The 12,157-nt window shown below is 71.3% G+C and carries 11 protein-coding genes; 3 read left to right on the top strand and 8 right to left on the bottom strand.

Annotation, left to right across the window (positions count from 1 at the left end; genetic code table 11):
• Window positions 1–104: 104 nt before the first annotated feature.
• Genes ACIP89_RS34850 through ACIP89_RS34835 form a run of 4 tightly spaced genes read right to left on the bottom strand, consistent with a single transcriptional unit; the run spans window position 105 to window position 4,163 of the window.
• Window positions 105–1,370 carry a glutamate synthase-related protein gene (locus ACIP89_RS34850; RefSeq protein WP_402118365.1) on the bottom strand — a complete coding sequence of 422 codons (1,266 nt, stop codon included), beginning with the start codon at window positions 1,368–1,370 and terminating at the stop codon, window positions 105–107.
• Window positions 1,367–2,383, bottom strand: a complete 1,017-nt coding sequence (locus ACIP89_RS34845; protein ID WP_401932508.1) for an asparagine synthetase A — start codon at window positions 2,381–2,383, stop codon at window positions 1,367–1,369. The genes ACIP89_RS34850 and ACIP89_RS34845 overlap by 4 nt, the downstream gene beginning before the upstream one ends.
• Window positions 2,380–3,819: a methylaspartate mutase gene (locus tag ACIP89_RS34840; RefSeq protein ID WP_402118363.1), complete on the bottom strand. Its 1,440-nt coding sequence runs from the start codon at window positions 3,817–3,819 to the stop codon at window positions 2,380–2,382. Before ACIP89_RS34840 ends, ACIP89_RS34845 begins: the two co-directional genes overlap by 4 nt.
• On the bottom strand, window positions 3,816–4,163 hold the full coding sequence (locus tag ACIP89_RS34835; protein ID WP_402118361.1) for a cobalamin B12-binding domain-containing protein: 348 nt from the start codon (window positions 4,161–4,163) through the stop codon (window positions 3,816–3,818). The genes ACIP89_RS34840 and ACIP89_RS34835 overlap by 4 nt, the downstream gene beginning before the upstream one ends.
• A gap of 366 nt (window positions 4,164–4,529) precedes the next feature.
• Here ACIP89_RS34835 and ACIP89_RS34830 point away from each other — a divergent pair, with 366 nt between their 5' ends.
• Together ACIP89_RS34830 and ACIP89_RS34825 are read left to right on the top strand one after the other, a co-directional pair.
• On the top strand, window positions 4,530–4,811 hold the full coding sequence (locus tag ACIP89_RS34830; RefSeq protein ID WP_401932516.1) for a hypothetical protein: 282 nt from the start codon (window positions 4,530–4,532) through the stop codon (window positions 4,809–4,811).
• Between the two features lie 144 nt (window positions 4,812–4,955).
• A complete protein-coding gene (locus ACIP89_RS34825) occupies window positions 4,956–5,168 on the top strand; it encodes an MbtH family protein (protein WP_401932518.1) in 213 nt (70 codons plus the stop codon).
• A gap of 91 nt (window positions 5,169–5,259) precedes the next feature.
• Here ACIP89_RS34825 and ACIP89_RS34820 read toward each other — a convergent pair whose 3' ends face one another.
• Entirely contained in the window at window positions 5,260–6,186 is a 927-nt protein-coding gene (locus ACIP89_RS34820; RefSeq protein ID WP_402118359.1) for an ornithine carbamoyltransferase, read from the bottom strand.
• Between the two features lie 77 nt (window positions 6,187–6,263).
• Window positions 6,264–7,628: a helix-turn-helix domain-containing protein gene (locus ACIP89_RS34815; protein ID WP_402118358.1), complete on the bottom strand. Its 1,365-nt coding sequence runs from the start codon at window positions 7,626–7,628 to the stop codon at window positions 6,264–6,266.
• A 274-nt stretch (window positions 7,629–7,902) separates the two neighbouring features.
• Between ACIP89_RS34815 and ACIP89_RS34810 the strand changes: the two genes are divergently transcribed.
• Entirely contained in the window at window positions 7,903–10,917 is a 3,015-nt protein-coding gene (locus ACIP89_RS34810) for a BTAD domain-containing putative transcriptional regulator (RefSeq protein ID WP_401932525.1), read from the top strand.
• A 72-nt stretch (window positions 10,918–10,989) separates the two neighbouring features.
• On the opposite strand, the gene ACIP89_RS34805 is transcribed toward ACIP89_RS34810, so the two are convergent.
• Together ACIP89_RS34805 and ACIP89_RS34800 are read right to left on the bottom strand one after the other, a co-directional pair.
• The gene (locus tag ACIP89_RS34805) at window positions 10,990–11,301 is read right to left on the bottom strand and encodes a hypothetical protein (RefSeq protein ID WP_401932527.1); all 312 of its coding nucleotides are present in this window, start codon (window positions 11,299–11,301) and stop codon (window positions 10,990–10,992) included.
• Between the two features lie 153 nt (window positions 11,302–11,454).
• Window positions 11,455–11,847, bottom strand: coding sequence for a hypothetical protein (locus tag ACIP89_RS34800; RefSeq protein WP_401932529.1), 393 nt, complete (start codon window positions 11,845–11,847; stop codon window positions 11,455–11,457).
• Between the last annotated feature and the right edge of the window lie 310 nt (window positions 11,848–12,157).

The following is a 12,157-nucleotide window of genomic DNA, read 5'->3' as shown; positions in this document are numbered from 1 at the left end:
GACCGACGGAGCCACGGTGGATGACGTGCGGGTGGGTGCGAAGTCGTGGGGCGGGGCGGGGAGTCGGCCGGGGCGGACGCCGCCGCCGCGTCGGCGGGGCGGGGTCAGCCGGTACGGGACGCCGCAGCCGCGTCGGCGGGGAGCAGGATGTCGTCCGCTTCCAGGGCGTTCGCGTGGTACTTGCCGACGGCGCTGATCAGCAGCCGGAGCTCCAGTGCGATGCTCTCGGCCAGCCGGACCAGGCCGGCGTCGGCGTCCTCGTCGACGGCGAGGAGTGCGGCCCGGCCGAGGCCGACGGCGCGGGCGCCGAGCGCCAGGGCCTTCGCGGCCCTGCCGCCTTCCCAGATCCGCCCGCTGGCGAGCAGGCAGTGCTCGGTGGGGCCGATGCGGGTGAGGCACTCGCCGAGCGGGAGCCCCACCTGGCCGAGGAAGCCGGTCGGGGCCCAGGCGGTGCCGCCCTCCGCGCCGTCCACGGTGACGGAGTCGGCGCCGGCCGCCCAGGCGGTGGCGGCCGCGAGGGCGATGTCACGACCGGGGTGCAGCTTCACCCACACCTTCACGCGGGGGAAGTTGTTGCGCATCAGCCGGATCTGCTGGCGCAGGATCTCCTCGGTGAAGGTGCCGGGGCTGCTGATCCGCAGGACGGAGTCGCTGTCCGGGCCGAACACCGCGTCCATGGCGTACTGTTCCGCGACCCGGCCGCCGGCCTCGCGGCCCAGGACGGTGAGTCCGCCGAGCCCCGGCTTCGCGCCCTGGCCGACCTTCAGTTCGAAGGCGAGCCGGCCGGTGGCGAGCAGTGGTTCGGAGACCGGGTCGCTGTAGACGAGGTTCCACACCTCGGCGTCCGCGTCCTCCGTGGACTGCTGGACCACCACTCCGCCGTGCTCGTCGTCGGCGGCGGCCGTGTAGGCGGCGATCCGGCCGAGCAGCGGGGAGGATCCGGAGTCGGAGGCGGCGCGGTAGCCGTTGACCGGCACCACGTTCTCCCCGATGACCATCGGGATGCCGAGCTGTCCGGCCTGTCGTCCGGCGGCCTCGCCCAGATCGTGGCTGGCGACCTGGGTCGAGCCGAACGCGGAGACGTACAGCGGCAGCCGGGAGGTGAACCCGCCGACGGAGGTGGTGAGTTCGACGTCGGTGTAGAGCGGTTCACGGGCCAGGTCTATGAGCTTCTTCAGCCGCTCCGGCATGAACACCGGGGGCACGATCCTGGCCCGCTCCAGCAGGTCCTGCGGGTCGTGGCCGGCCGGGATCGCGCCCAGCAGGCTGCTGCCGTACGACTCCAGGGCGGGAAAGGCCGCCGCCGCTCCGGCCCTGGCCCGGTGCCGCACCTGTTCCTCGGGAAAGCCTTCGGCGCTCAGTACGCTCATGCCGACACCACTCCGGGGAGCTTCGGGTAGGCGCTGGCCTCCCAGGCGGCGGTGCGGCCGGTGACGTACCGGGTGAAGCGCTCCAGGCCGATGCCGAAGCCGGAGCTGGCGGGGATGCCGCGGCGGGCCAGGTCGAGGTACCAGCCGTACTTCGCGGGGTTCTCGCCGGTCTCGCGCATCCGGGTGACCAGGGCCGCGTAGTCGTGTTCGCGCTCGCTGCCGCTGGCCAGCTCGCCGTAGCCCTCGGGGGCGATCAGGTCGAAGTTGCGCAGGATGCCGGGGCGTCCGGCGTCCTCCTGGTCGTAGAAGCCGCGCGAGCCCTTGGGGTAGTCGACGACGAAGAACGGGCGGCTGGTCTTCGCGGAGAGGATCTCCTCCCCCTCCCAGTCGATCTCGGCGCCCGGGTCCTGCGGGTGGCCGAGCGCCACCAGGTCCGCGGTGGCCTCCTGGTGCGTGGTGCGGGCGAACGCCCCCTGGACCACCTCCCGGAAGGCGTCCGGGTCGCGGCCCAGGAGCTCCAGGTCGCCGGGCATCTCGCGGACGACCTCGGCGACGACGTGCGCCACGAGCCGTTCGGCCAGCTCCATCGCGTCCTCGCGGCCGGCGTCGCGGATCTCCACGTCTATCTGGTGGAACTCCGCGAGATGGCGGTGGGTGACGGCCGTCTCCAGCGGTTCCAGGCGCACGTTGGGCGCGATGTAGAAGATCTTCTCGAAGGCCATCAGGGAGGCCTGCTTGTAGAGGATCGCGCTGGTCATCAGCTTGTACTTGTGGCCGTAGAAGTCGATGTCCACCTGCTTGGAGCCCCGGATGCCGGGGTCGGTGACCGGTCCGATGACCGGCGGCAGCAGTTCCTGGAACCCCTGACCGGTCAGGAAGGCGCGGGTGGCCGCGAGCATGCGGCTCTGCACCCGCAGGGTCGCCCGGGTCGGCTCTGCCATCAGGTGCTGGTCGGGAGAGACCGGGAATGTGGGCGCGACGCGGGCGCGGGGCTCGGCACTCGTGCTGGTCATGGTGCTACCTCCTGGGTGTGCTGCCGATGGGCCGCCGGTCGACGGGCCGCCGAGGGAAGCGGGGTGCGGGGGACGGACGGGGGAAGGGTGCGGTCGTGCCGCCGCTGGACGAAGGACAGGGCGTCGAACAGCCCGGCGGCGGTGAGCCGCCGGCCCCGGTCGCGGACGGGCCCCAGGGGCATCGCCCCGATCTCGGACCAGGTGAGGCGGCCGGAGCCGTCGATGCGGCTCCGGGAACGGCCGGCGTTGTCGGGGTGCAGGCAGAACGGGACGTCGAGGTATCCGCGGGCGAAGGCCTTCAGCAGGGCCTGGCCCAGGTCGTCGTCGAGGTTCAGCACGGCTTCCACCAGGGCGCGGGCCTCCGCGTAGACCGCGCTGTCGGCCGCGTCGGGCGGCACGGTGCTGCCGGCCGCGCCGGCGGGCGGGCCCGGCACGGCGCCGGGCCGCCCGGCCTCTGCCGCCGCCGCCCGGTGCCGGGACGCGGCGCGTGCGGCGACCCGCAGTGCCTCGACGTTCTCCGCCACCGTCGGGATGCGGTGTGCTTCGGCCACCGTCTTCACGATCAGCCGGGCCGCCCCGGTCTCCACGGCCAGTTCCGCCGAGCGCTCCAGGAGGTCCAGGGAACCGCTCCGGGTCTGCGGGTAGAGACCCATGTAGGTGTAGAGGACGATGTGCCAGTCGGTGTCCGGCAGGAACTCCCCGGCCAGCCGGCGCAGCGCGTGCACCGCGTCGCGGTCCTGCGCGGCGTTGGTCTGCTGGGCGTAGCTGAGCGAGATGCTGCGCAGCCCGGCCCGGTGGAAGAAGAGCGCCTCCAGCGCGCTGATCGCGACGAGGAGTCCGGGCGGGCAGAGCTGGCCGAGCATGCAGCCGCCGAAGGTCTCCAGGTGCGGTTCGGCGCCGGTGGCGCGCAGACCGGCCAGGAACTCGCAGCTCTCCTGCCAGTTGCGGACGGAGTCCAGGAGCGGGGTGCGGCCGTAGGGCAGGCAGTAGGAGACCGGGCCGCCCTCCGTCGCGTCCAGGCCGAGCCGGGCCAGGGCGGTGACGATGCGCTGGGGGCGCGCCGATCCGTGCCGGATCTGGACCGGGAAGCCGGCGTCCCGGACACCGTCCAGGACCCAGCGCGAGGTGTGGGGGCTGTAGGAGGTGATGGGGAACCCGTTGAGCGGGACGCCGCTGTTCAGGGCGCGGACCGCGGACGCCTCGTCGCTCACCCGGGTGTAGCTGTCGATCGTCATGGTGCCGACGACCGCGTCGGCGGCGCCCTTGGTGGCCAGCAGTCCGGCCCGCATCAGGGCGGGGCCGGAGAAGCCCATGCGGGGCTGGACGACCAGGGCGCCCCGGTTCTGGGCCTCGGCCACGAAGCGGCCGAAGGAGAGCGGGCGCCGGTGCACGGTGGTGCGGCTGTCCGGGGCCGCCGCGAGGGTCTGCGGGGTCATCGTTCCACCTCCCTGGGCAGTGAGCCGACGTAGGACTCGAAGGCGGTGAGGTCGGCGCCGTCCTGGAAGACCGCGTCGAACCCGGCCCTCCTGAGGACGTCGGCCTCCTTCTCCCCGCCGCCCGCGACGCCGAGCTTGCCGCCGATGACGGCGGGCAGGCCGGTCAGCTCCCAGCGCGACCGGATGGCACCGATCAGCGGCTGGGCGTCGTTGAAGCCGTGTCCGTTGACGCTGCTGACGACCAGCAGGTCGGGCTGGAACTTGCAGCAGGACTCGACGATCTCGTCCTCGGGCACGCAGGAACCCAGATTGACGACCTTGTGCCCGAGGTCTTCGAGCAGCAATTGGATGTAGATGAGATTCCAGGTGTGCGCATCGGATGGCAGTCCGGTGACGACAACATCCAGCGGCCCGGATCGATGACGAGCCGCCCATTCCGCAGGCTTCATTGTTCGCTTCGTCCACATCATTGGATGACAGGGGGAGAAAGAGGTCCAGACATGGCCTGAACTTCCTTTCGACCACCAACGTAGATTCGTCGCGGAGCCGAATCCGGCGTGACCGGCGGCAACTGGGCGGCAGGACAGCAGCAGTTGGCCGACAGCGCCGTGCCGGGCGGGCGGCGGGGCGTGAGACTGGCCGGACTGCGCCCGCAGAATTCAGCGCCCGGCCCTGTGCACACCGCCGGCGAACGACCGAGGAGTCATGACATGGCAGAGACCGGCCACAGCGTCCGGGCGGCGGACGTGCTCGCGGACGTCCTGGCACAGGTTCGGGAGAGGGTCGACCGGCGGGAGGCGCTCGGTGAGGCGCAGGTCGCCGTGCTCGAAGCCGCGGTGAACATCGTCCGTGCCGGTCAGACCGGTTCGGAGGCGATGCCGGCGGAGCGCTCAGAGCTGGTGCGCGAGGCGCTCGGCGCGGTGCGTGCGGCGACCGTCGCCACCGGGGTCGCCCTGACCTACGCGCATCAGACGGCCCGGGTGCTCGCCTGATCCCGCGCCGCGTGGTGCCGCCGATCTGCCTGGGCTTCTGCCCGGTGAACCGGCCTGCGGCTCCTAGCCTTTGATACAGGCGATAAAGAGACCAGCCGGACCCGATACCGAATGAATACCTTCGTCCAACCGAGGTGAGGAATCATGGCAACCAACCCGTTCGAGGACCCTCAGGGCCGTTATGTGGTGCTGGCCAACGAGGAGGGGCAGTATTCGCTGTGGCCGGCCCGGATCCAGCAGCCGGCGGGCTGGGAACTGGTGAAGGACGAGGGCAGCAAGCAGGAGTGCGGAGAATACATCGAGGCGAACTGGACCGATATGCGGCCGCGTTCGGTCGTCGCGGCGATGGGTGGCTGATCCCCTCGCCACTCCCGTACGGAAAGGGCGGGTGCGAGACGCGTACAGCGTCTCGCACCCGCCCTTTCCGCTCACGACGCGAAGAGGAAGGTCAGCCCCGGAAGCCGGTGACGCACCACTCCAGGACCGCGGCGGCGGCGGTCATCTTGTGGTGGGCCTGGCGCCAGGCCAGGCTCGCCGGGCCGTCGAGCACCTCGTCGGTGACCTCCTCGCCCCGGACCGCGGGCAGGTCGTGCAGGAAGACGGTCTCCGGACCGCCGAAGCGCTCCAGGAAGCCGGCGTTGATCTGGAAGCCGTCGAAGTCGCGGAGCCAGTCGGGGTTCTCCTTCGTCACCCCCATGGTCTGCCAGCGGCTGGTGTACACCGCGTCCACCGGCCCCCGCACCTCTTCGGGGGTCACGACCTGGTTCACCAGGGCCTGGCCGCCGCTGAGTTCGGCCGCCAGGTCCAGGGTCTCCTTGGGCACCTCGTATCCCCGCGGGCACAGCAGGGTGAGGCGCAGGCCGGGGGTGAGCGCGGCGGCGAGCGCGAGGGCGGCGCCGGAGCTGTTGCCCTCACCGACGGCGAGCAGGTGCAGGCCGTCGAGCGAGCCGAACCGTTCGGTGAGCGTGGCGAGGTCGGCGATCGCCTGGGTCGGGTGCTCGTCCAGGCTCAGGGCGTTGACGACGGCCAGGTCCTCGCTGCTGCCGAGCCGCCGGATCTCCTCCACGTCCCCGTTGGTGCGTACGACGAGGGCGTCGAGGTACTGCCCGAGCACCCGGGCGGTGTCCTCGACCGTCTCGCCGGTGGTGAGCTGGAGTTCGCCCGGGCCGAAGGTGATCACGTCGGCGCCGAGCCGGGTCGCCCCGCTCCAGAAGGACGTACGGGTCCGGGTGGAGGACTTGCGGAAGTAGAGGCCGACCTGGCGTCCGGCCAGCGGCTTCGGCACGATGCCGTCGCGGCCGAACGAGACGGCACGCCGGACCAGTTGGTCCAGCTCGGCGGGCGTGAGGTCGGCGAGCGAGATCAGGTTGCGCATGGGTGGGGTGCCTTTCGTGAGGGCGGGAGCGGGGCGGGGCGGAGGGCCGGGCCTCCGGGCGGGCGGGGCCGCACGGCTCATTCGGCCGACGCGGAGACGAGAGCGGCGGGGACCGGCTCCCGGTCCTGCGCCGTGAGCACCGCGCGGACCAGGTTGAGCACCGTGAAGCCGACCGGGTCGCCCGCCGTGGCGGGCAGTCTGCGGATCAGGCCGCGGACCAGCAGGGCGTGTACGTCACGGGCGGTCCCGGCCAGCGGGGTTCCGCAGGCGCGGGCGGCGCCGTCCACCGTCCACGGGTCCTCCAGGGTCGCCAGTGTGCGCAGCAGACCGGCTGCCTGCGGGGTCAGTCCGGTCACGGCGGCGGTGAGCCGTTCGCTCAGGGTGGGGCCGCCGGCGGGATCGGACGGGGTGACCCCGTCGAGCAGGACCAGCGGAGTGGTGCGGGCGATGTCCAGGAGCTGCTGGGGCGAGTAGAGGAGCAGCCACGACGCCGCGCCCTCCAGTGCCTGCGGCATCCCGTCCAGTGCCCGGCAGATACGGGCGACGGTGGTGACGACGGTGTCCGTGGGAAGGAAGTCGGGCCGCGCGTAGCTGACATGGGAGAGTGTCAGCTCGACGGCGTGCCGGTCCGCGACGAGCGTGTCACCGGCCACCTCGCCGGCCAGCTCCGCAGCGGACGGCACCGCGAGCGGCGCCAGTGGCAGCAGCCGCCCGCCCGGCAGCTGCACCGGCCGGTCGGAGGTGGTGAGTATTTTCAGGCGCTCGCAGGCGCGCAGCAGATTCAGCAGCCGAGGGGTCACATTCGGTGACGCATCGTGACCGTCCAGCACGATCAGCGTCTCCTTGGACCCGATGAGCGTGGCCAGCTCCTCGAATTCCCCGCCGTCGCGGACAAGTGCGCGCACCCAGCCGGCCACGGTCGACTGCGGGCTGCCGGGGCTCATTTCCGCGGTCTCGGCCGGGTCGTCCAGACTCACCCACAGGACCGGAACCCGGTCCCTGGTGTGAATGACGGACGCGGCTTCCTGGGCGAGCCGGGATTTTCCCACTCCCGGCAGGCCCACCAGTGTCAGCAGCCGCTCGTGATCCGTACTCAACCTGGCCGTGAGTGCCTCCAGTTCGGGGCGGCGCCCGACCAGCGGGCGCAGCGCGGGGGGCGGTGTGGCGAGATCCGCCCCGTAACTGTCCTGGAAGACGCGGCCCACCGCCTTCGCGTCGACGGCGAGTTCGAGCTCGACACGTCGGGTGTCACTCAGTCTCATGGCATTGGCGAGAAGCTTCAGCGTTTCCCTGCGCGGGTGCTGAACCCTCCCCAGCTCCAGGTCCCGAATGGCCCGGACGCTCACGGTGGAAAGCCCGGCGAGCTGTTCCTGAGTGAGCCCCGCTCTTCTGCGCGCATTCTGCAGAAGAACGTCAAGCCCGTGTGCAGGCTGGGAATTCATCATTGTCTCCTCGGTCTCCACACGATCAGAAAGGCAATAGCCGGTTGCCCGGCGTCCAAGGACTGTCCGGAACGCGCCTCCCGGACCGGGATCTTTCCGGCCCGCTCACGCTCCGTACTCTCCGCGACAGCGAAGGCCTGCCGTCGATGAACAGCGTCCATCGAGCCATTCCCGAAGTCTTCCCGGTGCAGTACCGCGACTTCCTTCACTCAGGGGCTACGATCACTTCGCGCCTGGGTAGAGCTGCGGGTGGGCAGAGCTGACGGGAGGATGCGTGTCAACAGCGGAAGAGGTTCGGCTGCGCTTCAACATTCTCGGCCCGATCGAGGGGTGGTCGAACGGGACGCGGCTCCGACTGGGGGGAGTCATCCAGGAGCGAGTTCTGGCCACACTGCTTCTGGAGCCCGGAAAGGTGCTTCCGGTATCGCGTCTGGTCGAGGCGGCCTGGGACGAAGAACCGCCGCCGACGGCACCGCACCAAGTACGCAAGGCGGTCGCGGATCTCCGCAGGCGGATACCCGGCGGCGCCGACGTCCTGCTCACCGACGGTCCCGGCTATCGCGTCGCGGACGAGCAATGCGAAATCGACCTGGCCGAATTTGGCCTACTGATACGCAAAGCGAAGCAGACGGCTTCCATGGGCCGCGCGGCCGAGGCCGCGGAGATATTGCGCGGCGCTCTCGCCCTGTGGCGGGGGCCTGTTCTGTCCGGCGGCGGCGGCCCGGTCATCGAGGCCGCGTCGACCTCCATCGAGGAGAGACGGCTGACCGCCGCGGAACAGCTCTTCGAACTCCACCTGGGTCTCGGTGAATCCGCCGAACTCGTCGTCGAACTCCGCGAGCTGGTCCAGCAGCACCCCTTGCGCGAGTCCCTGCGCGGGCAGTTGATGATCGCCCTGTACCGGTCCGGGCGGCAGGCGGAGGCCCTTGAGGAGTACGGCAGGGTGCGCGAGCTCCTCGTCGAGGAACTGGGCATCGATCCCGGCCCCAACCTGACCAAGCTGTACGAGGGAATCCTGCGGGAGAGCCCCGAGCTGGCCGGCCCCGGCCCGGCGGTCGCACCGGTCGCACCGGTGCCACTGCCCGCGGAACCGCCCAGCACCCTCCCGTACGACCTCTCCGACTTCACCGGGCGGGACCGGGAGCTGGCCGAGATCCAGCGTGCCGCGGAGGACGCCGGCGGACAGGGCCCGCAGATCGTGGCCATCGACGGCATGGGCGGCTGCGGCAAGACCTCGCTGGCGGTGCGGGCGGCGCACCGGCTCGCACCGCAGTACCCGGACGGCCAGCTGCACATAGACCTGCGCGGGTACACGCCCGGCGACCAGCCGGTGACCGCGGGCATGGCCCTCGACACCCTGCTGCGGGCGCTCGGCGTGCCGGGCAACCTCATACCCGACGACGTACCCGCCCGCACCGCCCTGTGGCGGGCCACCCTGATCGGCAAGCGGCTGCTGATCCTCTTCGACAACGCGGCGGACGCCGCCACCGTCCGCCCGTTGCTGCCCGCCTTCTCCGGCAGCCTGATCATGGTCACCAGCCGGGCCCGGCTGGTCGACCTGGACGGCGCGCGGTGGATCTCCATCGGTGTGATGCCGCCCCAGGACAGCGCGATGCTGGTGGCCGAGACGCTCGGCGCCCAGCGTGTCGCCGCCGAGCCGGAGGCCGCCGCCGAACTCGCCCGGCTCTGCGGCCACCTGCCCCTCGCCCTGCGGATCGCCACCGCCCGGCTGCGCAACCGTCCGCGCTGGACCCTTCAGTACCTGGCCGAACGGCTGCGCGACGAGACCCGAAGACTCGACGAGCTCAGCTCCGGCGCCCGCAGCGTCTCCGCCACCCTGCGCCTGTCCTACCAGGCCCTGGACGAGGAGTGCCGGAACGCGTTCTCGACGCTGGCCCTCCACCCGGGCAGCGACATGGACATCCACGCGGCCGGCGCGCTGCTCGGTACGGGCGCGCGGGACGCGGAGGATCTGCTGGAGATGCTGCTCGACGTCCATCTCGTCCAGCAGCCGGAGATCGGCCTCTACACCTTCCACGACCTGGTGCGCAGCTTCGCGCAGAGCCTGCTCGTCGAGTCCGCGGAGTCCGCCGACAGCGCGGACGCGGTGGAGCGGCTGCTGGGCTACTACCTCACCGCCACCGAGGAGGCGTGCGACCTCCTCTACTCCGGGCGGCGCCGGCGCAGCACGGGTATCCCGCCCTCCACGGCCGAACTGCCCGACCTCGGCACGGCAGAGCGGGCCCGCACGTGGTTCCTGCGTGAGCAGACCGCGCTCCTGGCGGCCGTGACGCTGGCGGAGCGCAAGGGCCACGACCGCTATGTGGTGTGCCTGTCCCGCAATCTCGTCTTCCAGCTCAACGACCTCGGTCTCCTGGAGGAGTTCGGCGAGCTGAGCCGGGTCGCGGTCGCCGCCGCCGGACGGCTGCAGGATCTTTCGCTGCTCGGGGTGAGCCTCTCGAACCTCGGCGTCGCCTGCTGGAAACTGGGCCGTCTGACCGAGGGGCTCGAAGCCGCCAGGGAGAGCCGGGACGTGGCGATCCGGCTCGGTGATCTGCACACCAAGGCCCACAGCGAGAGCATCCTCGGCCAGTTCAACAGCCTGCTCGGTGACTTCTCCGAGGCCCTGGGCCACATGGAGACGGCGATCGCGCACGAGCGGGACCTGGACATGCCGCGCGCCGAGGCGGAGAGCCTGACCATCCTGAGCACGCTCTACGAACAGTGGGGGCGGTACGAGGAGGCGCGGGACGCGGCCCAGCGGTCGGCCGAGCTGAGCCGGCAGCTGGGCCAGCACGAGGGCCTGCCCGGAGCCATCACCGACCTCGCCTTCGCCCATGTCGGTCTGGGTGCCTACGAAGAGGCCGACCGATGCCTGGCGGAGGCCCGCGCGCTGTACGGGGACGCCGGCAACGAGGTGAACCTCGCCCTGACCCTGGCGCTCTCCGCCGATGTGGACAACCTGCTGGGCCGGCCTCCCCGGGATCCGGACCAGGCGGAGCGGGCGTTGGCGATGATGCGGACGAACTCCTCTCCGCTGCGCCGGGCGAAGGTCGAGAACATGGTGGGGCGGCTGCGCCGGCGCCAGGGCGACACCGCGGCGGCGCTCGCGCTGCACACCCATGCCCACGGCCTCTCCTCCTCCCTCAGCTATCGCATCGAGGAGGCCTACGCCCTCGCGGGCATGGCCGACGCCCTCGGTGACACCCCGGACGGGGTCCACTACCGGGCCGAGGCCGAGAAGCTCTTCGCCTCGTTGGGCGTACCGGCGGAACACCGCCGCGGCTGACGAACGACGCCCGGACAGCACCGCGCCCCGCACCGTGACTCCGGTGCGGGGCGCGCTTGCCGAGACGCGGGATCAGATGGCGGGGGACGTCGGGCCCTTGTCGTCGTTCGGGGTGGCCACGATGCCGGTGGGGCCCTTGTCGTCGTTGGGGGTGGCGACGATGACGGTCGGGCCCTTGTCGTCATTGGGGGTGGCGACGATGACGGTGGGGCCCTTGTCGTCGGCGAGTGTGTGGGTGCCGATCACCGTGGGGCCCTTGTCGTCGGCCACGACCTGCTGAGTGCTCCGGGGGCTGTGCGCCTGGCCCGCTTCGGCGGTCACGCCGATACCGAAGGCCAGCGTCGCCGCGATGATCCCGAAGAGCCCAGCAAGCTTGTGTCCCATGGTCCCGCCCCTAAGTGGTGTTTGTGGGTTTTTGCGGTGTTCCGCTTCCCGACACCACTGATGTTGCTGACAGGCGTTCCCGGTCCGTTCCTGCCCCGATACCGCCGCCGGAACTGCCGCAGGAACGGGGCAGGAACGGCCCTCGGGCATGGCCTAGGAGGCGTCCGGCTCCAGCTGGCAGGCGGCGACACGGGGGCCGACGGGCGTGAGCACCACCCGGGTACGGGCGGTTCCCGACTCATGGCCGGCCAGGTCGAGCAGCGATCTCACGAGGGAGCGGAGCACCGCACGCTCCGTCTCGCCCAGGACGGCCACTCCGCCGTCACCCCCGGGCGGCCACGCCTCGATCCCGGCCACCGTGTGCATGCCGTCCTCGGTTCTGGTCTCGACGCTGAGCTGGGGGCCCTCCAGGGACTCCGGCGTGGTGTACGGGCGGGAATGGACGCCGGACGCGACGTGCTCGGCCCACCGTTCCACGGTGGAAAGGTCCTGGAAGGCCTGGCGCAGCTCCGTCCCGTCGGGGGAGCGATCCCTGGGGTCCTTCACTTGAGTACTCCTTACTGCAGACAACTTCCCGGCCACCCTTGCCCTCCCGGCTCCCGGTTCCCTCCCGTTTCGTTCCCGCTTCCTTACCGTTCCCTCGTTCGCCAAGGGAACGCAGCGGTAATCGGTGGCCGCATGATGACCCCGTTCCGATCAGACAGGGATCCGCGGTGATCCGCAGGGGATGCGACATCCGGGAGTTTGAGGCGTGGTAACCAAACCATTCGACGGCGGCGGCGCATTGGGCCGAACGCCGGTGTACAGCGGGCCCGAATCCTGATGGGCGCCCGGATATCAACGGACATTCCCGGCC

The sequence above is a fragment of the Streptomyces sp. NPDC088730 genome, assembly GCF_044751215.1.
Classification (GTDB): domain Bacteria; phylum Actinomycetota; class Actinomycetes; order Streptomycetales; family Streptomycetaceae; genus Streptomyces.
The sequence above is the reverse complement of the archived record's forward strand: the minus strand, read 5'-3'. Positions and strand labels throughout refer to the sequence as shown.